Origin of the sequence: Caballeronia sp. NK8, assembly GCF_018408855.1 — a bacterium.
Classification (GTDB): Bacteria; Pseudomonadota; Gammaproteobacteria; order Burkholderiales; family Burkholderiaceae; genus Caballeronia.
In genome coordinates this window covers 258851-279076 of the sequence record NZ_AP024323.1, presented here as the reverse complement: position 1 = coordinate 279076, position 20226 = coordinate 258851, and the positions used below count along the sequence as shown (strand labels likewise).

General features: G+C 64.5%; 21 protein-coding genes. 11 read left to right on the top strand and 10 right to left on the bottom strand.

Going from position 1 to position 20226, the window contains the following annotated elements:
- Positions 1-91 precede the first annotated feature (91 nt).
- Positions 92-1264 (top strand): AI-2E family transporter YdiK, encoded by a 1173-nt coding sequence (gene ydiK / locus NK8_RS15880; protein ID WP_162067090.1) that lies wholly within the window; start codon positions 92-94, stop codon positions 1262-1264.
- A gap of 191 nt (positions 1265-1455) precedes the next feature.
- Entirely contained in the window at positions 1456-1992 is a 537-nt protein-coding gene (locus NK8_RS15875) for a DUF6572 domain-containing protein (RefSeq protein ID WP_061174616.1), read from the top strand.
- Positions 1993-2064: 72 nt separating this feature from the next.
- On the opposite strand, the gene NK8_RS15870 is transcribed toward NK8_RS15875, so the two are convergent.
- The 4 genes from NK8_RS15870 to NK8_RS15855 all read right to left on the bottom strand — a co-directional run bounded on the left by NK8_RS15870 (position 2065) and on the right by NK8_RS15855 (position 6938).
- The gene (locus NK8_RS15870) at positions 2065-2775 is read right to left on the bottom strand and encodes a hypothetical protein (protein WP_213229892.1); all 711 of its coding nucleotides are present in this window, start codon (positions 2773-2775) and stop codon (positions 2065-2067) included.
- 99 nt (positions 2776-2874) lie between these two features.
- Positions 2875-4035: an enoyl-CoA hydratase/isomerase family protein gene (locus NK8_RS15865; protein WP_213230380.1), complete on the bottom strand. Its 1161-nt coding sequence runs from the start codon at positions 4033-4035 to the stop codon at positions 2875-2877.
- A 28-nt stretch (positions 4036-4063) separates the two neighbouring features.
- Complete coding sequence (locus tag NK8_RS15860) at positions 4064-5776, bottom strand: AMP-binding protein (RefSeq protein WP_213229890.1); 1713 nt, start codon at positions 5774-5776, stop codon at positions 4064-4066.
- Positions 5777-5804: 28 nt separating this feature from the next.
- Positions 5805-6938: an acyl-CoA dehydrogenase family protein gene (locus tag NK8_RS15855; RefSeq protein ID WP_162068202.1), complete on the bottom strand. Its 1134-nt coding sequence runs from the start codon at positions 6936-6938 to the stop codon at positions 5805-5807.
- A 185-nt stretch (positions 6939-7123) separates the two neighbouring features.
- Here NK8_RS15855 and NK8_RS15850 point away from each other — a divergent pair, with 185 nt between their 5' ends.
- A complete protein-coding gene (locus NK8_RS15850; RefSeq protein WP_162067086.1) occupies positions 7124-8146 on the top strand; it encodes an AraC family transcriptional regulator in 1023 nt (340 codons plus the stop codon).
- 63 nt (positions 8147-8209) lie between these two features.
- Entirely contained in the window at positions 8210-8371 is a 162-nt protein-coding gene (locus NK8_RS15845) for a hypothetical protein (protein ID WP_213229886.1), read from the top strand.
- 3 nt (positions 8372-8374) lie between these two features.
- Here the strand turns inward: NK8_RS15845 and NK8_RS15840 are convergent, their stop codons facing one another.
- Positions 8375-9046 carry a hypothetical protein gene (locus tag NK8_RS15840; protein WP_225936308.1) on the bottom strand — a complete coding sequence of 224 codons (672 nt, stop codon included), beginning with the start codon at positions 9044-9046 and terminating at the stop codon, positions 8375-8377.
- A gap of 243 nt (positions 9047-9289) precedes the next feature.
- Positions 9290-10585, bottom strand: coding sequence for an MFS family transporter (locus tag NK8_RS15835; RefSeq protein ID WP_213229882.1), 1296 nt, complete (start codon positions 10583-10585; stop codon positions 9290-9292).
- Positions 10586-10958: 373 nt separating this feature from the next.
- On the opposite strand from NK8_RS15835, the gene NK8_RS15830 reads away from it, so the two are divergent.
- Positions 10959-11981 (top strand): DUF2891 domain-containing protein, encoded by a 1023-nt coding sequence (locus NK8_RS15830; protein WP_213229881.1) that lies wholly within the window; start codon positions 10959-10961, stop codon positions 11979-11981.
- A gap of 6 nt (positions 11982-11987) precedes the next feature.
- On the opposite strand, the gene NK8_RS15825 is transcribed toward NK8_RS15830, so the two are convergent.
- The gene (locus NK8_RS15825; RefSeq protein WP_213229879.1) at positions 11988-12308 is read right to left on the bottom strand and encodes a YnfA family protein; all 321 of its coding nucleotides are present in this window, start codon (positions 12306-12308) and stop codon (positions 11988-11990) included.
- Positions 12309-12383: 75 nt separating this feature from the next.
- On the opposite strand from NK8_RS15825, the gene NK8_RS15820 reads away from it, so the two are divergent.
- Positions 12384-13739 (top strand): MATE family efflux transporter, encoded by a 1356-nt coding sequence (locus NK8_RS15820; RefSeq protein ID WP_225936342.1) that lies wholly within the window; start codon positions 12384-12386, stop codon positions 13737-13739.
- A gap of 1 nt (position 13740) precedes the next feature.
- Here the strand turns inward: NK8_RS15820 and NK8_RS15815 are convergent, their stop codons facing one another.
- Positions 13741-14802, bottom strand: a complete 1062-nt coding sequence (locus tag NK8_RS15815) for an alpha/beta fold hydrolase (RefSeq protein ID WP_213229875.1) — start codon at positions 14800-14802, stop codon at positions 13741-13743.
- Between the two features lie 133 nt (positions 14803-14935).
- Here NK8_RS15815 and NK8_RS15810 point away from each other — a divergent pair, with 133 nt between their 5' ends.
- The 3 genes from NK8_RS15810 to NK8_RS15800 are packed head-to-tail and all read left to right on the top strand — an operon-like array spanning position 14936 to position 16499.
- Positions 14936-15694 (top strand): DNA/RNA non-specific endonuclease, encoded by a 759-nt coding sequence (locus NK8_RS15810; RefSeq protein ID WP_162067079.1) that lies wholly within the window; start codon positions 14936-14938, stop codon positions 15692-15694.
- Positions 15687-15947 (top strand): hypothetical protein, encoded by a 261-nt coding sequence (locus NK8_RS15805; RefSeq protein ID WP_162067078.1) that lies wholly within the window; start codon positions 15687-15689, stop codon positions 15945-15947. The genes NK8_RS15810 and NK8_RS15805 overlap by 8 nt, the downstream gene beginning before the upstream one ends.
- 36 nt (positions 15948-15983) lie before the next feature.
- Positions 15984-16499, top strand: a complete 516-nt coding sequence (locus NK8_RS15800) for a methylated-DNA--[protein]-cysteine S-methyltransferase (protein ID WP_213229873.1) — start codon at positions 15984-15986, stop codon at positions 16497-16499.
- A gap of 86 nt (positions 16500-16585) precedes the next feature.
- On the opposite strand, the gene NK8_RS15795 is transcribed toward NK8_RS15800, so the two are convergent.
- Together NK8_RS15795 and NK8_RS15790 are read right to left on the bottom strand one after the other, a co-directional pair.
- Positions 16586-17284: an OmpA family protein gene (locus NK8_RS15795; protein ID WP_213229871.1), complete on the bottom strand. Its 699-nt coding sequence runs from the start codon at positions 17282-17284 to the stop codon at positions 16586-16588.
- A gap of 430 nt (positions 17285-17714) precedes the next feature.
- Positions 17715-17972 (bottom strand): hypothetical protein, encoded by a 258-nt coding sequence (locus tag NK8_RS15790; RefSeq protein WP_213229869.1) that lies wholly within the window; start codon positions 17970-17972, stop codon positions 17715-17717.
- A 382-nt stretch (positions 17973-18354) separates the two neighbouring features.
- On the opposite strand from NK8_RS15790, the gene NK8_RS15785 reads away from it, so the two are divergent.
- Both NK8_RS15785 and NK8_RS15780 read left to right on the top strand, forming a co-directional pair.
- Positions 18355-19869, top strand: a complete 1515-nt coding sequence (locus NK8_RS15785) for an ATPase domain-containing protein (protein WP_213229867.1) — start codon at positions 18355-18357, stop codon at positions 19867-19869.
- Entirely contained in the window at positions 19866-20222 is a 357-nt protein-coding gene (locus NK8_RS15780) for a response regulator (RefSeq protein ID WP_162067074.1), read from the top strand. Before NK8_RS15785 ends, NK8_RS15780 begins: the two co-directional genes overlap by 4 nt.
- Positions 20223-20226 lie beyond the last annotated feature (4 nt).

Below are 20226 nucleotides of genomic sequence, written 5' to 3'. Positions count from 1 at the left end.
TTCGCTTATCGCTTGTTCATCTTCCGTTGCGCGCCATGTCTTGACGTTTTCCTTTCGCGCCGCATCGATATTCACTTTCATCGGACGCACCATGCCAATCCCATCCAACGGGCAGCCGACACCGAATCCCCGCCAGCCGGTGGATATCGCGCGCATCCTGCTGATCATCACGATCCTGACCGCGCTCACGGTCGGCAGCCTCTACATCCTGCGCCCGTTCCTGCCGGGCCTCATCTGGGCGACGACGATCGTCGTCGCGACCTGGCCGCTGATGCGCGCGGTGCAGCGCCGCTGCGGCAACCGCCGCTGGATCGCGACGACCGTGATGCTGCTCTTGCTGCTGATCGTGATCGTGCTGCCGCTGTATCAGGCGATCTCGACGCTCGCCCTGCATGGCGGCGAGATCATGGCCGCCGTCAAGAGCCTGCCGAGCTACGCGTTGCCGCCGCCGCCGGGCTGGATACACGATATCCCGCTCGTCGGCCAGCGCATGTCGACGGAATGGCAGACGCTCTCGGATGCTGGCCCCGGCGGCATGCTCGCCAAGCTCGAACCTTACGTGACGATCGCCGCGCGCTGGATGCTCGCGCATGCCGCCGTCGTCGGCGTGTTCGTGATGCACATGGTCATCACCATCATCATCTCCGGCATTCTGTACATGAACGGCGAAGCGGCGGGACGCTTCGTCGTGCGCTTCGCGACGCGCATCGCCGCGCAGCGTGGCGCGGAAGCCGTCAAGCTCGCCGGCCTCGCAATCCGCGCGGTGGCGCTCGGGATCGTCGTGACGGCGGTGACGCAGTCGGCCTTGGGCGGCATCGGGCTCGCGCTCGCGGGCGTGCCGGCAGCGGGCATCATCACGGCCATCATGCTGATGCTGTGCCTCGCGCAGATCGGCCCGCTGCTGCCGCTGCTCGGCGGCGTCGCGTGGCTGTTCTGGCACGGCGCGCATATCACCGGGTCGCTGCTGCTCGTGTGGTCGATCATGATCGCGATGCTCGACAACTTCCTGCGGCCCATTCTCATCAAACGCGGCGTGAATCTCTCGATGTTGCTGATTCTTTCCGGCGTACTCGGCGGCATGTTCGCGTTCGGAATAGTCGGATTGTTCATTGGCCCCGTGATTCTCGCGGTGACGTCGACGATTTTGAATGCCTGGATCAACGAACAGCCGCCGTTGCCGCAAGTCGAAGCGATGACCAACGACGAATCTGCGAAAGCCGCGCCCACACAGGCTCTCGCGGACGCATCGCGGCCGCGGACTTAACTGATAAATATATTCATGCTTTGTCGCATTTGATTGAAACAATCAGATTAGGCTTAAATCAAGAATTAAGACTCTTACGAAAATGAGATTTTCTCCGAGTAAATGCGGTGTTTCAAAGAAATTCGAAGGTAGCTATCCGTTACAATGCAATCCTTTGTTATTTGCCCGATTGAGGGCGTAGGGGATTGACCATGTCTCTGCGCGACGTGGACGCCATCGATTACATCGGAGTGAACATTCTCTTCAGGCGCGTATATGTCGGGCTCTTCGACGAGCTCGACTGGCGCGATGAAAGAGAACATCAGGATTTGCTCACGAAGAAAATCGACCGCTACATCCGTTATATCCGTTCGGGTAAATTGCTCTTGAATTACCCGAAAGTCCGCGGCTATGAGATCGTGGTCGAATACGTGTCGCACCATCCCATGACGCCCTCGGCGGTCGAATTCTGGAAGTCGCGCGAGCGCTTGCTGCATGAAGCCGGCTACGCAGTGCACATTCGCGGCGTGGATGTGCGCCATGCGCTCGGCATCAGCGTCGACGAACCGGAGCACGTCAACGCCGAGCCGGTCGAGCCGCCCGCGCTCGAAGTGCTCGATCCGGACCCGCTCACGCAGCAACTGGCGGATGTCTCCGATATCTCGTACCTTCCGCCCTTGACGCCCGAGCGCCGGCCGCACGCGCTGCCCGTGCTCAGGCGTCTTGCGATGCGGCATGCGACCGGTTAGCGGACGGAATCGCTTCTACAAAAAAGCGGCGAGGCTCCTGTGAGCCTCGCCGCTTTTTCTTTGCGCGTCACATCACTTCACGCCGCTCAACGCCGATGTCGCGATGGACGGCACCGAGATGCCGTTGGCGTTCGCATACTGCACCGCTTGCGTGAGCGTCTGCACGAGCGACTGCAACTGTCCCGGCGCCGATTGCGCGATATAAGTCGCCGCCTGCGCCGTCGCCGGATTCGAGCCGGCCTGCAGGAGCGAGGACATGTTCATCGAATTCGCCACCGAGCCGAGATTCGATTGCAGGCCGGCGTACTGCTTCACGCCCTGGCCCAGCGACGCGAGGCCATCGCTGAAGGTCTGCTTGCTCGCGGCAGTCGGCGGCGTCGCGGAGCCGCTCGACAATGCCTGCAACAGCGATTGCGACACGCTTTGCTGCGTGCCGCCGAGTTGCGACAGCACGCTCGTGCTCGGCACGCCGCTGCCGCCCGACGCGCCCGACAACAGCCCCGCCGCCGATTGCGCCTGACTCGCGACGCCCGCCATGCCCATCGCCGAAGCGAGGCTCGATTGTCCCGACAGCACCTGCTGATTCGCGCCGAGATAGCTCTGCACGAGCGAACTCATGGCCGAAGGCTGCGCCGCGCCGTTCGCGCCAGCCGCCACGTCGGACTTGCCGCTGCCGAAGCCGAATTGCTGAAGATTGATCTGTGCATACGATGCGGCCGGCGCGATCAGCGCGAATGCGATGCCGGCCGACAGAAGCGCGCGCCGTGACGTGCGGTTCGGCATGATGGGTTCCTCCTCTTGAATTGTCCGATGATCAGTGAGCCCTTTCGACCATCGGCCATTTCGACGGTTCGCCGCAGAAACATTTGCTTGCGAATTCCGTCAGGAGATTGACGCGCCCAGTTCCGCGAGCGGATGCATCTCCCTGCGCCACGGCGACGAGAGAAAGTGCTGCACGCGCTCGGCGCGCACTTGCGAAAGCGTCGACGGCGCGAAACGCGGCCGCTCGTCCTTGTCGATGATGAGCGCGCGCACGCCTTCGACGAAATCGCCGTCGTCGATAGCGCGGTACACGATGCCCAGTTCCATGCGAAAGCAATCCGCCAGCGTCATCTGACGGCCTCGCAGCAGCGCGTGACAGGTCACTTCCAGCATCGTCGGCGAGTGGCTGGCGAGGGTGGCGAGCGTCGCGCGCGCCCACTCCGAATCGTCCGTCGCGAGCGAGGCCGCGATGCGCTCCGCGCCGCCCGTCGCGCACGCGGAGAAATGACGCCTGATCTGCGCGCGGATATCGTCGAGCGGCGCGTGGCGTTCGATATTCGCGCCCGGCACGAACACGCGCTTCAGTTGTGTCATGGCGTCTTGCGCATCATCCCAGCGCAGCGCTTCGAGACGCTCGACGAAGCCGCGCAGCCATGTCGACGGCACGCACTCGTCCGCGAGCCCGACGCGTTTCGCATCGGCGCCCGAAAGCCGCGCGCCCGTCAGTCCGACGTAAAGCGCGAGATCGCGTGGCAACACGCGCAGGAAGTGCGTCGCGCCGACGTCGGGCAGCAGGCCGATGCGCGTTTCCGGCATCGCCATGCGCGTGCGCTCGGTCGCAAGGCGCAGCGCCGCGCCTTGCGCGAGCCCCATGCCACCGCCCATCACGATGCCGTCCATCAGCGCGATCACCGGCTTCGCAAAGCGATGCACGGTGTAATCGAGCCGATATTCGTCGATGAAGAATTTCAGCCACGGCGTTTCGTGATGCGGATCATTGCGCGCGGCGTGATAGAGCTTGCGCACGTCGCCGCCCGCGCAAAACGCCTTGTCGCCCGCGCCGCGCAGTACGACCGCGACGATCGAATCGTCCCCGGCGCAGCGGGCGAAAATCTCCGTGAGGCGCGCGATCATGTCGTGCGACAGCGCGTTCAACGCGTGCGGACGGTCGAGCGTGACGATCGCCACCCGGTTGACGATCTCGACGCCGACTTCAGGCGCGGCTGTCGCATTGGCCGGCGTGCGGGCGAGACGAATCGCGACGGCCGCGCCGTCGTGCATGACATCGATCATCGTGGGGATTCCTGTTTTAGTCGGCCTTGCTGGTCTGCCGCAGCTCCGGGAAATCCTCTTCCCAGAACTCGAACTCGCCGCGCACGCCGTCCTGCGTGCGCGCGATTTCCTGTCGGCGCAGATCGACGCGGCGGATCTTGCCCGAGATCGTCTTCGGCAACTCCGCAAATTCGAGGCGGCGAATGCGCTTGTACGGCGCAAGCCGCTCGCGCGAGAACGCGAACACGCTCTTCGCGAGTTCAGGGCCGATCGAATAGCCGTGGCGCAGCGTGACGAACGCCTTCGGCACCGAAAGACGCAGCGGATCGGGGCTCGGCACCACGGCTGCTTCCGCGATCGCTTCGTGCTCGATCAGCACGCTCTCCAGCTCGAACGGGCTCAGCCGGTAATCCGACGACTTGAACACGTCGTCCGCGCGGCCGACGTAGACGAAATAGCCATCCGCGCCCCGCGCCGCCACATCCGACGTGCGATAGAAGCCGCCGCGCATCGCGTTCTCGGTGGCCTTCGGATTGTCGGCGTAACCGGTCATCAGGCCGAGCGGCGGCGGATCGAGCGCGAGCGCGAGCGCGATCTCGCCCTCCTCCGCCGGATTGCCGTCCGGATCGAGCAGCGCCACGCGATAACCCGGCAGCGGGCGGCCCATCGAGCCGGGCACGAGCCGCTGGCCCGGCGTGTTGGCGATCTGCGCGGTGGTTTCGGTCTGGCCATAGCCATCGCGGATCGGCACGCCCCACGCGGCCTGCACGCGCTCGACGACTTCGGGATTGAGCGGCTCGCCCGCGCCGACGATCTCGCGCAGCTTCACCTTGTACGATGCGAGCGGCTCCTGCACGAGCATGCGCCACACGGTCGGCGGCGCGCAGAGCGTCGTGACGTCGTGCTTCACGAGCACATCGAGCGCGCGGGCGGCATCGAAACGGCTGAAGTTGTAGATGAACACGCATGCCTGCGCGTTCCACGGCGCGAAGAAACAGCTCCACGCGTGTTTCGCCCAGCCGGGCGAGCTGATGTTCCAGTGCACGTCGCCGGGTTGCAGGCCGATCCAGTACATCGTCGACAGATGGCCGACCGGATAGCTCTGATGCGTGTGCGCGACGAGCTTCGGCTTCGACGTCGTCCCCGACGTAAAGTAGAGCAGATACGGATCGTTCGCATTCGTTTCGGCATCCGAAGCGAACTCGGGCGATGCATCGTAGGCGGCTTCATACGCGAGCCAGTCGCCCTGCGCGCCACCCACGGCGATGCGCAATCCCGGCACGTCGATGCCATCGAATTTCTGCGTCTCCGCCGCATCGACGATCACGTGCTGCACGCCACCGAGCGCGATGCGATCGCGCAGGTCGGCGCTCGCGAGTTGCGTCGTCGCGGGCAGGACGATCGCGCCGAGCTTCATCGCGGCCAGCATCGTTTCCCATAGCTCGACGCGGTTCGGCAGCATCAGGAGGATGCGCTCGCCGCGCTTCACATTCAAACCGCGCAAATGATTCGCGACGCGCGCCGAGCGCTCGCTCATCTGCGCGAACGACAGGCGCGTCTCGCTGCCGCCTTCGTTGACGATATGCAGCGCGGGCGCATCGTTGCCGCGCGCCATCGGATCGAAATAATCGAGCGCCCAGTTGAAGCGGTCGAGCGACGGCCACTTGAACTCGCGATACGCGGTGTCGTAATCCGTGCGATGCGCAAACAGAAAGTCTCGCGCTTCGATGAAGCTGCTGGCGTCGTTCATTGCGTCTCCGTGTATTTTTTTGGCGCTGTCAAACGTTGCGTGCGATCACCATGCGCTGCACTTCGCTCGTGCCTTCATAGATCTGCGTGATGCGCGCATCGCGATAGTGACGCTCCACCGGATAATCCTGCAAGTAACCGTAGCCGCCGTGAATCTGGATCGCATCGGAACAGACGCGCTCGGCCATCTCCGACGCATACAGCTTCGCCTGCGACGCCTCCGACAAACACGCGATGCCTTCCGTACGCATGCGCGCCGCGTGATGAATCAGCAGACGCGCGGCATTGATCTGCGTCTGCATGTCTGCGAGCATGTTCGCGACCGACTGATGCTCGTGGATCGGCTTGCCGAACTGCACGCGCTCTTTCGCATACGCGCGTGCCGCATCGAAGGCCGCGCGCGCGATACCGAGCGCCTGCGCCGCGATGCCGATGCGCCCGCCTTCCAGATTCGACAACGCGATCTTCAGACCCTCGCCGCGCTTGCCGAGCAGATTCGCGGCGGGAATCGCGCACTCGTCGAAGGTGATCGGGCAGGTATCGGACGCGCGGATGCCGAGCTTGTGCTCCGGCGCGCCGACATTGAAGCCGGGCGTATCCGTCGGCACGATGAAGGCCGAAATGCCGCGCTTGCCGAGATCGGGATCGGTGACGGCGAACACGATCGCCACGCCCGCGCGCTTGCCGTTCGTCACGAACTGCTTGCTGCCGGAGAGAACCCACTGGCCGTTCTTTTCGACGGCGCGCACGCGCAGGTTGTTCGCCTCCGAGCCCGCCTGCGGCTCGGTCAGGCAGAACGCGCCGATGATCTCGCCGCTCGCGAGCTTCGGCAGCCATTCGGCTTTCTGCGCGTCCGTGCCGTAGGCGAGAATCGGACCGCAGCCGACGGAGTTGTGCACGCTCATCAGCGTCGCGCACGAGGCGCAGCCGGCGGCGATCTCTTCCATCGCGAGCGCGTAGGCGGTGTAGTCGCTGAACGTGCCGCCGAGTTCGGCGGGCACGATCATGCCGAGCAGGCCGAGTTCGCCCAGTTGCCGCACGACGGCGTCGGGGATCGCGCCATCCTTGTCCCACTGACCGGCGTTCGGCGCGAGCACTTCGGTTGCGAACTGGCGAGCCGCGTCGCGGATCATGCGCTGCTCTTCGGTGAGGAATGCGTCGATCATGTTTCGATTTCGGTAAGTGGGGCTGGGCGGCGAGCCTCGCGGCATCGATCGTGTAAACTTTCTGGCCGCCGCTCGCCCGGTCGATGAGGGGCGAAGGGGCCGGCTGAGCACGAGTCTAGGCAATCGCCGGACGTTAGCCTATGCCCAAAACGATCACGCTAACTGAGCGCTTTGGCCACCTAGTGACAACCCCAAGTCCGAAAAAGAAGATCGAGCGCGACTCGATTTCCGTCAGTCTCGTCGAAGCGGCGTTGCGTTGCGCCGAGGCGCGCGGGGTCGCGCGCGAGACCTTGCTGGCCGCGGCGGGCATCGCGCCGGCGACGCTCGATTCGCCGCGCGCGCGCGTGTCGCCCGTGCAGTACGGCAAGCTGTGGAACGCCACCGCCGATGCCCTCGACGACGAATTCTTCGGCCAGGACGCCCACCCGATGCGGCGCGGCAGCTTCGTGCTGCTGTGCCACGCGGCGCTGTCCTCGCGCGACGGCGCGCAGGCGCTCGCGCGCATCGCGGGCTTCATGCGGCTCGTGCTCGACGAACTGAGCTTCGAGCCCGATATCGACGAAAAGCGCGTGCGCGTCTGGCTCGATGACAAGGGCGCGGAGAAGTCCATGTTCGCCTACGCGACGGGTTTCATCCTCGTGTACGGGCTGCTGTGCTGGCTGGTCGGGCGGCGCATTCCGGTGCTCGCCGCGCATCTGCGCTGCGCCGAGCCCGCTGCCCGCGACGAATACCGGCTGATGTTCTGCGATGACCTGCGTTTCGACGCGCCGCGCTCGTTCGTCGACTTGTCCGCAGACTGCGCGGCGCTGCCGGTCGTGCAGACGCCCGCGACGCTCAAGCGCTTTCTGCGCGATGCGCCGGCAAATTTCATCGTGAAATATCGCAATCCGGACTCGCTCGCGGCGCGCATCCGCACGCGTCTGCGGCAGACCGCGCCGACCGACTGGCCCGAGGCCGAGAGCATCGCGGCGGCGCTGAACATGGCGGAAGCGACCCTGAGGCGGCGGCTGAAGCAGGAAGGGCTGACCTATCAGACGATCAAGGACGCGCTCAGACGCGATCTCGCGATCGCGCGCCTCGCCCACACACAGCAGACGATCCCGCAGATCGCCGATGCGCTCGGCTTCGCCGAACCGAGCGCGTTCCGACGCGCGTTCCGGAAGTGGACGGGCGTGCGCCCCGCGGATTACCGCCGGGAAGGCTGACTGCGCGGGCGCATCGAGGCTGCTATATTGAATCGACCATGACTTCGCATCACGGAGCGCGCCATGACGAAAGCCAGCCGGGATGAACATTCGAAACAGGAGCAACCGAAACCGGATAGCGAAGAGGACTTGCTTGACGAAGCGCTGGAAGAAACCTTTCCCGCGAGCGATCCGATCGCGGTGCACCCGGAGCCGGATCTCCCGAAGGACGGCAAGAAGAAGTAGTAGTTACTCGCCCGCCTCGGGCTCGTCCGGGCTCGACAGCAGCATCACCAGCTTCTCGACATGCTGATGTAAAAGTTTCACGTGCTTGTCGATCTGTTCGAGACGCCCGGTCAGGTCGGCCTTCGCCGCCTCGCTCATGCGATCCGAGGCGATCAGCTCGTCGACCTTCGGCTGCATCGCGTCGACCTGCAGCAGGCCGAGCTGGCGCTCCAGGCGGCGCAAATCCTGTGAAAGCAGTTCGCGATTCTTGCGAAAGAGCAGATCGCGGCGGTTGACTTCGGCCTGCTGCTGGGCAAGATCGGCGACGCGGCGCGTCGCTTCTGTCTGGGACAACAGCGGCTCCGGGCCGCGCAGCACCGAGCGCTTCGGCGCGGGATGCGCCGTGCCGCGAAACACCGCCATCGGCGTTTCTTCGTCGATGGCGCGCTGTACGTCGCGCGGAACCTCGCTCGCGGCGCGGCGTTCGTCCATCCAGTGCGGCGGCAGGCCGGTCACGAGTTCGATGCCGCGCACGAACTCCTCATTGAAATCGCGTTGGCCCGCGACGATCAGCTTCATGAACGTCGGCGAGAAATTCATCATGCGTGCGAGGCGTCCGGCGCCTCCCGGCGAACCGACCAGAACATTCAGGTTGGCTCGCCAGACAACGAACAGCGTTTCATCGAAATCTTCCATGAACAGGCTCCAGGCAGACCGGCGCCCCCGAAGGTGCGCGCCGGCGTTGCGCGCGCGAGATCCGCGCGCGTGCATATCCGGTTCCCGAATATCGCTGCGCACCTCGACCGGTGCGCCGTCCACATACCGCATAAAACACCATACTAACGTCGTCGGCAAGCCTGGCGGACAACAGCGTGTGCGCCGATGGCGCGCGCGCGACAGAACGCCTGCGTCAGCGCGTTGCGCGCGCGGCCAGCCGGGTTACGGCTCGTTGCGCAGATACCCTTCCTTGCTGGGATCGAGCATCCGCCATGAAACGATGAGCGAGATCGCGCACATCGCCGTCACGTACCAGAAAAACGTCGACTCGCTGCCCAGCGACTTCAGCTTCAGCGCGACGAATTCCGCCGAGCCGCCGAACACCGCGTTGGCGACCGCATACGACAGGCCGACGCCCAGCGCGCGCACTTCCGGCGGAAACATTTCCGCCTTGATGAGACCGCTGATCGACGTATAGAAGCTCACGATCGCGAGCGCGATCACCACCAGCACGAACGCCATGACCGGGCTCGTCACGCTGGAGAGCGCGTGCAGCAGCGGCACCGTGCAGATGGTGGCGAGCGCGCCGAACCACAGCATCGATGCGCGGCGGCCGATGCGGTCCGACAGCGCGCCGAACAGCGGCTGCAGCAGCATGTAGACGAAGAGCGCGGCGGTCATCACGTTGCTGGCGGTCTTCGCGTGCATGCCCGCCGTGTTGACCAGATACTTCTGCATGTAGGTCGTGAAGGTGTAGAAAATCAGCGAGCCCCCCGCCGTGAAGCCCACGACGGTCATGAACGCGCCCTTGTGCTGCATCAGGCCGGCGAGCGTGCCCGCTTCCTTGCGATCGCGCGTTGCGGCGGTCGACGTTTCCTCGAGCGAGCGTCGCAGATACAGCGAAACCAGCGCCGCGCACGCGCCGATGAAAAACGGAATGCGCCAGCCCCACGCCTTCAGCTCTTCCGTCGACAAAAACATTTGCAGGATCACGAGCACGAGCAGCGCGGCGAGCTGGCCGCCGATCAGCGTCACGTACTGAAACGACGCGAAAAAGCCGCGCCGGCCGCGCAGCGCCACTTCACTCATGTACGTGGCGCTGGTGCCGTACTCCCCGCCCACCGACAAGCCCTGGAACAGGCGCGCGATCAGCAGCAGGAACGGCGCCCACGCGCCGATCGTCGCGTAGGTCGGCAGGAAGGTGATGACGAGCGAGCCGCCGCACATCATCAGCACGGAGATCATCATCGCGTTGCGGCGGCCGTGCTTGTCGGCGATGCGGCCGAACAGCCAGCCGCCGATCGGGCGCATCAGGAAGCCCGCCGCGAAAACGCCGGCGGTGTTCAGCAACTGAACCGTCGGGTCGCCGCCCGGGAAGAACGCCGCCGAGAAATACAGCGCGAGGAACGAGTAGATATAGAAATCGAACCACTCGACGAGATTGCCCGACGAGGCGCCGACGATCGCGAAAACGCGGCGCCGGGTGTCCTCGGGGGTATAAGCGGGAATGTCGGTCATTTTGTTTCTGAGCTCTTGGTCACTGGCTGGATGGCATGTGCCGGGGCTCGTGACCCCGGCTCGGGCGCTCTTGGCGGCGTTCGGGCGCAAGTTTATACGAGGGTTTGAGCGAAAGCGCGCGATCGTGGCGCGCGAAAGACGCACTGCTGTACTCGTGAAAAGCACCTTGGCGCGCACCCGCGCCGCCTGCGCCGATACGCACGGACGCGCGCTCAGGCTTGTCGCAAAAGCGTTCGCCGTGCTCGCGGCGGGTTGTGGACGCGCTCCGTCGATGAGTCCGTCCGCACTGCGTAAGTAATTACCCTTAATAAAGATTTTGACGACTATTTATCGATAAAGTCTCGGGATCACGATTCGTATCGACGAGGACTGCATGAATCCGCAACAATCGATCACGCTCGACGCCGCGCTCGCGTCGAAGTTCGCGCGAGTCGCGCTCGGCCACCTGACGCGCGAATATCCGAATAAGCTCGATCACGTCATGTCGGGCGAGGCCGATGTCCAAAGCCCGCGCGCGCTGCATCCGATCTTCTATGGCAGCTTCGACTGGCATTCGTGCGTGCACGGTTACTGGCTCATCGCGCGGCTCATCGACCGCTTTCCCGATTTGCCGGAAGCGCCGCGCATTCGCGCCGTGATCGACGCGCATTTCACCGATGCCAACGTCGCAACCGAAGTCGCCTATCTGCAGCGCCCCGCCGCGCGCGGCTTCGAACGCCCGTACGGCTGGGCGTGGCTGCTCGCGCTCGCGGGTCAGTTGCACTCGATGCAATCCGACCACGGCGCGCGCTGGGCCCGCACGCTCCAGCCGCTCGCCGACGCATTCGTCGCGCGCTTCGAGGAATTCCTGCCGAAATCGACCTATCCGCTGAGGGTCGGCACGCACTTCAACATGGCGTTCGCGCTGACGCTGGCGACCGGCTACGCGCGCGTCGTGCGGAATGCGGCGTTCGAGCGCCTGCTGAGCGAAACCGCGTTGCGCTGGTTCGAGAAGGACGAAGGCTGCCAAGCGTGGGAGCCCGCGGGCGACGAGTTCCTGTCGCCATCGCTGATGGAAGCCGTGCTGATGCGCCATGTGCTGCCGGGCGAGCGCTTCGTCGGCTGGTTCGACCGGTTTCTGCCGCGCATCGCCGCGCGCGAGCCGGCGACGCTCTTCACGCCCGCCACCGTCACCGACCGCAGCGACGGCAAGCTCGCGCACCTCGACGGCCTGAACCTGAGCCGCGCGTGGTGCCAGCGCTCGATCGCGCGGGCGCTGCCGGCGGGCGATGCGCGCATCGCCGTGCTCGAAGCCGCCGCGCACGAACATCTGGCGTCGGGCATCGCGCATGTCGCGGGCGATTACATGGGCGAACACTGGCTCGCGACCTTCGCGTTGCTGGCGCTGGAAGCCTGACAGGTCTCACACGCGCGGCTGAAACGCGATCACGCTCATGCCGATGAGCGCGATCACCGCGCCCGCGAGATCCCACGCCGTCGGCCTGATGCGGTCGACGGCCCATAGCCACGCGATCGCCACGCCGATATACACGCCGCCATACGCCGCATAGATACGCCCCGCTGCCGTATCGTGCAGCGTCAGCAGCCACGCGAACAGCGCGAGCGACAGCGCGCCCGGCACGACCAGCCACGGCGAGCCTCCTTCCCTGAGCCATCGATAAGGAAAGTAGCAGCCCGCGATCTCGGCGACAGCCGTGACGACGTAGAGCGCGAATGTTTTCATGAAGCGCATTATCGACGTTCGCCTGAAGTTGCGTGGACAATGACGCCCTTGTCACGAACCATCAGCCAGAACACTTTGCCGACGCCCCCACAAAACGACGCCACCGCGCTGCCCGTGCACTGGCACAAGCGCGTGCTGACGCTCGCCTTTCCGATTGTCCTCGCGAACCTCACGCAGCCGATTCTCGGCGCCGTCGACACGGCCGTCGCCGGGCATCTCGACGGACCGCAGTTTCTCGGCGGCGTCGCGCTCGGCGGACTCGTGTTCAGCTTCGTGTTCTGGGGCTTCGGCTTCCTGCGCATGGGCACGACGGGCCTCGTCGCGCAGGCGTTCGGCGCGCATGACGACGAGGCCTTGCGCGCGAGCCTGCTGCGCGCGTTGCTGCTCGCGCTCGCGATCGGCGCGGCCGTGCTGGCGCTGCAAGTGCCGATCATCCGCTATGCGCTGCTCGCGCTGGGCGGCAGCGCCGCCGTGCAGGACACCGCGAGCGCGTACTGTCATGCGCGTATCTGGGCTGCCCCGTTCGCGCTCGGCAATTACGTCGTGCTTGGGTTTTTGCTCGGCTGCCAGCGCGTGCGGCTCGCGCTCGTCACGCAGATCGTCATCAATCTGGTGAACATCGTCGCAGTGCTGCTTTTTGTGTATCGCTTCGGCTGGGGTATCGCCGGGATTGGCGCGGCGACCGCGTTCGCGGACTTCTGCGGCTTCGTGCTCGGCCTCGCGATCCTGTGGCATCAGCGGCCGCGCGGACTCGGGCCGCTCGCGCCGCGTTCGCTGCTCGATGCCCGCGCGCTCAGGCGGCTGGTCGCGATCAACCGCGACATCTTCATCCGCACGATCTGTCTGCTCGGCTCGTATGGCTGGTTCGCGCATCTCGGCGCGCGCGAGGGCGATGCGGTGCTCGCCGCGAACGCCGTGCTGCTGAACTTTCAGACCTTCATGGCGTTCGGGCTCGACGGTTTCGCGCACGCCGCCGAGGCGCTCGTGGGCGCGGCGGCCGGCGCGCGCGACCGTCACGCATTCCGTCAGGCCGTGAAGATCACGATGCTCTGGTCGGCGATCGGCGCGGCCGGCTTTTCGATCGTCTACTGGATCGGCGGCGAATGGATCATCGGCGGGCTGACGGATCAGCCCGTCGTGCACGCGACGGCGGCGCGCTATCTGCCGTGGGCCGCGATCCTGCCGTTGGCGTCCGTCGCGGGCTTTTTGCTCGATGGCGTGTTCATCGGCGCGACGCGCACGCACGAACTGATGAAAGCGATGGCCGTCTCGCTGGCGGTGTTCCTGCTTGCCGCGTGGGCGCTTGCGGGATCGCTCGGCAATCACGGCTTGTGGCTGGCGCTGACCCTTTTCATGATCGCGCGCGGCATCACGCTGGCGGTGCAGGTGCCGGCGATCGAACGCGCGGCGTGCGCGCCCGACGCGCGCTGATTCACTGCGCGTGCGGTTTCAGGGCGGCGAGGCCATCGAGCAGCGCTTTGTGAAATGCCGCCGGGTCCTGCATCTGCGGCGCGTGCCCGAGTTCCGGAAACTCGACGAGCTTCGCGCCTTCGATACGCTCCTTCGCGAGTCTCGCGAGATCGGGATAGCGCCCGAGCATCGGACGAATCTCCGGCGGCGCGAAATCCTTGCCGATCGCGGTGTTGTCCTTGTCGCCGATGAGCAGCAGCGTCGGCGTCTTCAGTTGATCGAACTCGTAGACGACCGGCTGCGTGTAGATCATGTCGTACAGCAGCGCCGAGTTCCACGCGACGATGTCCTTGCCCGGCCCGCGATACATGCCCGCGAGCATCTGCACCCACGGTTCGTAGTCCGCGCGCCACTGGCCCGCGTAATACGTATTCGTTTCATAGCGGCGAATGCCGTCGGCGCTCGTTTTGAGTTCGCGTGCGTACCAGTCGTCGATCGATATCGACGGCACGCCCTTCGCCTTCCAGTCCTCCAGACCGATCGGATTGACAAGCACGAGTTGCTCCGTCTCGCGCGGGTACATCAGCGCATAGCGCACGGCGAGCATGCCGCCCGTCGAATGCGCGATGAGCGTCGCGCGCGATACGCCGAGCGCGGCGAGCAATGCATGCGTGTTGCGCGCGAGCTGCTGGAAACTGTACTGATAGCGCGCGGGCTTGGTCGACATGCAAAAGCCGATCTGATCCGGCGCGATCACGCGGTAGCCCGCATCGGTCAATGTCTCGATGGTCTGCTTCCAGGTCGCCGAACAGAAGTTCTTGCCGTGCATCAGCACCGCGGTGCGCCCGTTCGGATGCGGCGGATGCACATCCATATAAGCCATTCGCACCACCTGACGCTGCGACGTGAGCGCGAAGCGCGCGACCGGATACGGATACTCGAACCCCTGCAATTCGGGACCATAGGCGGGGCCGTCGCTGGCCGGTTGCGGGGCATCCTCGGCATGCGCGTGACAGGCGAAAAACATCGCGAACGACAACACCAGGGATCGAACGACGGACGGCTTGCTGCGCACTGAGTTCATGTGATATTTCGAGATGACGTCGGCCGACGCATTCTAGCGCGCCTGAAATTCACGCGTGTCCGCGCGCCCGCCCCGCGCGCCGCCCTCAGCGCTTATACTTTGCGCCCCGATCGTCTCGAGGACTTTCCACAGCATGTCATTTCGCATCAAGGCTTTCGCCGCCGCGCTCCTCGGTTTCGTGTGCATCAGCGCGTCCGCGAGCGACTGTCCGCAGTTCAGCCCGAACGGCCGCGCGCCCGTCGTCGTCAATTCGAAGATGCGCGCGGCGACGCAGGAAGTCTGCTACAGCGATTTCGCGCTGCTTCACTCCGGGCTCACCAAAGGGCCGCTCTGGTCGGCGGAACATCTGACGGCGCGCAGCGTCGAGGACGCGAAGGACAACACGCGCACGAATCGCTTCTTCGTCGAGAAACGTCTGCCGCCCGGCGAGAGCGCGCAGCTTTCCGATTACAAGAAGAGCGGCTATGACCGCGGCCACATGAGCCCCGCTGGCGATCGTGCGAGCAAGAAAGGCATGGCCGAATCGTTCTCGCTCGCGAACATCGTGCCGCAGGATCCGTCGAACAATCGGCGCATCTGGTCGCGTATCGAACAGTCCGTGCGCCGGCTGACGGAAGAGTCGGGCGAAGCGTATGTCGTCACCGGGCCGCTCTTCTCCGGACGACAGTTGCAGACAATTGGCGAATCGCGCGTATTCGTGCCGACGCAGTTGTACAAGGTAGTCTATTTGCCGCAGCGTGATATCGCGTTCGCGGTGGTAGTCGAAAACACCCCGACGAACACGTACACGATGAAAACCGTGCGCGAGCTGGAAACGATGAGCGGTCTCGCGTTTCCCGGCATCCCGGACGGACTGAAGGACAAGCGACCTGGAGGATTACGAGGTGTTTAAGCCATTTGCGAACGATACTGATGTGCTGAATATCGCGGGCGACGCGATCAGCATCGAAAACGGCGTGAAGCGTCTGACGATCAGCGGCGATCTGACGATTGCCCGCGACAAGGCCGGGCTCGCGAACGCGCTTGCGCTGCACAAGGCGCTTGGCGCGATCGTCGAAGCCCTGCAGAGCGATGCGTCACTGCCCGCGAAGCTGCCCGATGAACCGAACGCACCGTCCGGCACCGCCGACAACCCGTTCATCTGAAGCGGCGGTCGTAACAGAGCCGCGCGGAGAAGCGAAGTGATCGAATGCCATGTGGGACCGAGTCCGCTCGGACACATTCTGTATCGCGCCGAGAATGACTGTCTGACGGGGCTCTTCTTCGTCGGACAGAAGCATTTTCCTGTCGGCCTGCCGGAACCGATGCTGTCCGACACGCCGCCCCGCGCGCGCGTGATCGCGCAGGCGCAAGAGCAGATCGGCGAATACTTCGCCGGCGCGCGCCAGGAATTTTCGATCGCGCTGCAGCTCGGCGGCACGACGTTTCAGCGCCAGGTCTGGGATGCGCTGCGGCGGATCCCTTTCGGCGACGCATGGACCTATGGCGATCTCGCACGTCGGCTGGGTTTGCCCGCGGGAGCGTCGCGTGCGGTCGGCGGTGCGAATGGGCGCAATCCCGTCGCGATCATCGTGCCGTGTCATCGCGTGATCGGCGTCGATGGAGAATTGACCGGTTACGCGGGCGGCGTCGAGCGCAAGCGCCATTTGCTCACGCTGGAAGGCGGACCGGGGCGCGAGCAGCTCGCGCTCTTCTGACCGCCGCGCGTTCGACGCGATATGAAAAAGCCCGCGAAACCGAAATGGTTCGCGGGCTTTTTTTGTCGACGCCGTACTTCGACGTATTACGGCGTGAGCGTCACTTCCACACGACGATTTTCCGCACGGCCTGCGCTCGTTGCGTTCGACGCGATCGGATTCGCCTTGCCGAAACCCTTCGCCGAGAAATTGTCGGCATTCAGACCGCGACTCTTGAGATAGTCGCGCACGGCCTGGGCGCGGCGCTGCGACAGACCGACGTTATACGCATCCGGGCCGGTCGAATCCGTGAAGCCTTCGACCGTGACGGACGCGAACTTCACGCCCTGCGATTCCGCGACGAGCTTGTCCAGAATACGCTTGGCGTTCGGCATCAGAGCGGCGCTGTCGAATGCGAAGTTGGTCTTCTCGCCCAGCGTGATCTTGCGCGGTGCCGGGGCCGGGGCCGGCGCTGGTGCGGGAGCCGGTTGCGGTTGGGCCACCGGCGCGGCGGGCGCAGGCTGCGCCGGCGTCGCGCAGTTGAAGATCACACTGCGCGGATCATTGGCGGTCTGCGTGCCAGCGAGCGTCTGGAGCAGATTCACGTTTTGATTGCCGCACATCTTCTGGGCGGCAACCATACAGGCGCTGCCTTTCTCGAAAAGGCCGTAGCATTCGGCGCGATACGCCTTCTGACCATCCGACGTTTGAATCGTACTGATATTGAAAGCCGGTCCCGTGGTGGACGAGCAACCCGCAAGTGCGGCAGCGGCGATAAGACTAACGGCAAGGGTTTTCGTGAGCATCTTGGTGTTCATGCGAGTCAATGTGAAAGCGCGAAGCCGCTGAAAGCGCGCCTCAATACAGGCCCGGGCTCATGCCCAAAGGCGGCAGGCAGATTCATGGTTCGATTTCGAACGAGCCCATCCATCGATAAGCAATCCGAAAGCCGCCGGATTGTAGCCCGATGATTTGTGCAACTTAAGCGGACAACTCCCAAATTGAAGACGCGTTCGTCCGACGCATCTACGCGCCCTGTTTATTCGGCGCCGGCAGATTGCCGTCGGACTGTTCTTGCAGTTCCTGCACGCTGCGCGCGAGCAATGCATTACGCGTTTTGAATGCGCAGCCCAACGTAATAAGTCATCCGCTCGACGCATTACGAAGACTCGCAACCGTGACGGCCATTGGGCACGGTCGAAACCGCTTATTCACGCGCAATAAAATCGCGCGGATTCAAATCATGGGCTTACGCTTAGAACGGTCTTGCAACGGCAATTCGCTCGCGCTGCGTATCGCGTCGATCGGCTTGAGGATGCGCGAGTCGCCGTGCTCGGCGGGCATGCGCGAGAAAATGTCGCGGTCGGCGCGGAATTCGAATGGAGCGGCCGACAGAATGCGCGCGTCGGGCAAACGCTCGAGCGCATGAACCGGCGCGGCAGCCGTGGCAAAAAAGACGTAAAAGCTGGCGGCGAGCGCGAGAGCGCCCGGCATCGAGTGCGAACGTTGCATGACTAGGAGAAGGCAAAGAGGGCGCGCGAGCGCCGGGATGGAACGGCCGGAAGAACACACGGCATCCGTGTACAGCATGAATCGTTATTTCAACAGCACTCGCGCCGCTTGCCCATGAGAGTGTTCTCAAAGATTTCCTGTTTGCGAGCAGCCACTCTCATTCGGCACGACGACCGGGCGTGAAAAATGCGTCGACCATACGTTCGCTAACGTGCGACGAGGGTCGCCATTCTCACGCAAGGACGCGCGCGAAGGCTCTGCGGCGGAGCCGACTGGCACGGCGCGCCGCCCACAGCTTGCCAAGAGTCAGCCATAATGCGCGTTCGCAAAAATGCCCGAACGCACAAGTAAAAACGAAAATGCCATGAATCAAGACGATAACCACTCGACCGGTCAACCCAGGCAGCCCGCGGCCAGCGACGGCAACGTCACGACCGGCGTCACGGGGCTGGACGAGATTCTGGGCGGCGGCCTGGTCGAAGGCGGCCTGTATCTGATCGAAGGGATGGCGGGCGCAGGCAAGACGATTCTCTCGTCGCAGATCGGCTTTCACCGCGTGGCGCAGGGCGACATGGTGCTGTACATCACGCTGATCGCCGAATCGCACACCAAGCTGCTTTCCCATCTGCGAGGACTTTCGTTCTACAACGCCGACGCCATTTCCGACCGGATGCTCTTCGTCTCCGGCTATCACGAATTGATGCGCGACGGCTTGTCCGGCTTTCTTGCGCTGATCGCGTCGACCATCAAGTCGAGCCGGCCGCGCTTCATGGTCATCGACGGCTTTCGCAGCGCGCGCGAATTCAGCTCGACGGAACTCGAACTCTCGCAGTTCATCCACGAGCTTTCGGCCTTCGTGAGCGCGGCGCGCTGCACGACGCTGATCCTCGCGCCGCTGTCCGGCAACGAACCGCATCCGGAACACACGCTCGTCGACGGGCTCATCGAACTGAACCGCTACAACACGGGCATGCGGCGCGCCCGCGAGATCGAAGTCCACAAGCTGCGCGCCCGCAATCATCTGCTCGGCAAGCACTTCTTCAAGATCACGGAAGCCGGCCTCGTGACGTTTCCGCGCATCGAGGCATCGCCTGCCAACGATCAGAGCCCGCCACCCGATTTCAAGAGCAAGCTCGCCTTCGCGTTCCCCGATTTCGACCAGATGCTCGGCGGCGGCGTCGTGCGCGGCTCGACGACCACGCTCGTCGGGCCATCGGGGATCGGCAAAACGCTGCTGTCGCTCAAGTTTCTGCAGGCGGGCGCGGATCGCGGCGAGCGCTGCGTCTATTTCGGCCTCTATGAATCGCCCGAGCGGCTGCTCGCGAAGGCGCAGTCGGTCGGCATCGATCTCACGCCGGCCGTGCAGGACGGAAAACTCACGATCCACTGGCATCCGGCCGTCGAACTGGCGATCGACGAACTCGCCGTCGAACTGGTGAACGCGGTCAAAAGTGCGCAGGCGTCGCGGCTCGTGGTCGACGGCATCGACGGACTGCTTCAGTCCGCGAACCGCACCGAGCGCGTCGGGCTCTTTCTCAACGCGCTCACGCACCGGCTGCGCGACGCGGGCGTGACCACGCTCCTGACCGAGGAACTGCCGCTCTGCGGCGATTCGACGTTGCCCGCGACGCTGCGCGCGTCCGCGATGACGGAGAACATCGTGCTGATGCGCTATGTGGAGGCGAACTCCGCGCTGTATCGCATGGTGTCGGTGGTCAAGCAGCGCGAAGGTCCGCACGATTCGGCCATCCGCCGCCTCACGATCGATTCGCGCGGCCTGCATCTCAGTGAAGGTTTCATTGGCCCGACGGGACTGTTGTCCGGACACCCGTCGCCGGCGCCCGCGCTCTCTGTGTCGGATCCCGGCGCGCGCGCATGAAAAAAATCCTCGTCGTCGACGATGAATTCGACATTCTGACCACCTGGCGGCTCGTGCTCGAAATGGAGGGCTACGAGGTTTCGACCGCGTCCAACGGACGCAGCGCGCTCGACTTCGTGCGCGCGAACCCGCCCGCGCTCGTCATCACCGACTGGATGATGCCGCACATGGACGGCGTCGAGCTGATCCGCAATCTGGCCGCCAGCGATGGACTCGCGAACGTGCCCGTGATCCTCATGAGCGCTGCCGCCAATGCGCCCGCGCTCGAGCATCCGCACGCGCAGTTTCGCCGCAAGCCGCTGTCGATCGACGATCTGATCGAGACGGTCAAAGGCCTGATCGGACCGGCGTAGCACG

Coding starts and splice junctions, on each gene's coding strand:
- ydiK (WP_162067090.1), top strand. CDS start 92: ATGCCAATCCCATCCAACGGGCAGCCGACACCGAATCCCCGCCAGCCG.
- NK8_RS15875 (WP_061174616.1), top strand. CDS start 1,456: ATGTCTCTGCGCGACGTGGACGCCATCGATTACATCGGAGTGAACATT.
- NK8_RS15870 (WP_213229892.1), bottom strand. CDS start 2,775: ATGCCGAACCGCACGTCACGGCGCGCGCTTCTGTCGGCCGGCATCGCA.
- NK8_RS15865 (WP_213230380.1), bottom strand. CDS start 4,035: ATGCACGACGGCGCGGCCGTCGCGATTCGTCTCGCCCGCACGCCGGCC.
- NK8_RS15860 (WP_213229890.1), bottom strand. CDS start 5,776: ATGAACGACGCCAGCAGCTTCATCGAAGCGCGAGACTTTCTGTTTGCG.
- NK8_RS15845 (WP_213229886.1), top strand. CDS start 8,210: ATGACGAAAGCCAGCCGGGATGAACATTCGAAACAGGAGCAACCGAAA.
- NK8_RS15840 (WP_225936308.1), bottom strand. CDS start 9,046: ATGGAAGATTTCGATGAAACGCTGTTCGTTGTCTGGCGAGCCAACCTG.
- NK8_RS15835 (WP_213229882.1), bottom strand. CDS start 10,585: ATGACCGACATTCCCGCTTATACCCCCGAGGACACCCGGCGCCGCGTT.
- NK8_RS15830 (WP_213229881.1), top strand. CDS start 10,959: ATGAATCCGCAACAATCGATCACGCTCGACGCCGCGCTCGCGTCGAAG.
- NK8_RS15825 (WP_213229879.1), bottom strand. CDS start 12,308: ATGAAAACATTCGCGCTCTACGTCGTCACGGCTGTCGCCGAGATCGCG.
- NK8_RS15815 (WP_213229875.1), bottom strand. CDS start 14,802: ATGAACTCAGTGCGCAGCAAGCCGTCCGTCGTTCGATCCCTGGTGTTG.
- NK8_RS15810 (WP_162067079.1), top strand. CDS start 14,936: ATGTCATTTCGCATCAAGGCTTTCGCCGCCGCGCTCCTCGGTTTCGTG.
- NK8_RS15795 (WP_213229871.1), bottom strand. CDS start 17,284: ATGCTCACGAAAACCCTTGCCGTTAGTCTTATCGCCGCTGCCGCACTT.
- NK8_RS15790 (WP_213229869.1), bottom strand. CDS start 17,972: ATGCCGGGCGCTCTCGCGCTCGCCGCCAGCTTTTACGTCTTTTTTGCC.
- NK8_RS15785 (WP_213229867.1), top strand. CDS start 18,355: ATGAATCAAGACGATAACCACTCGACCGGTCAACCCAGGCAGCCCGCG.
- NK8_RS15780 (WP_162067074.1), top strand. CDS start 19,866: ATGAAAAAAATCCTCGTCGTCGACGATGAATTCGACATTCTGACCACC.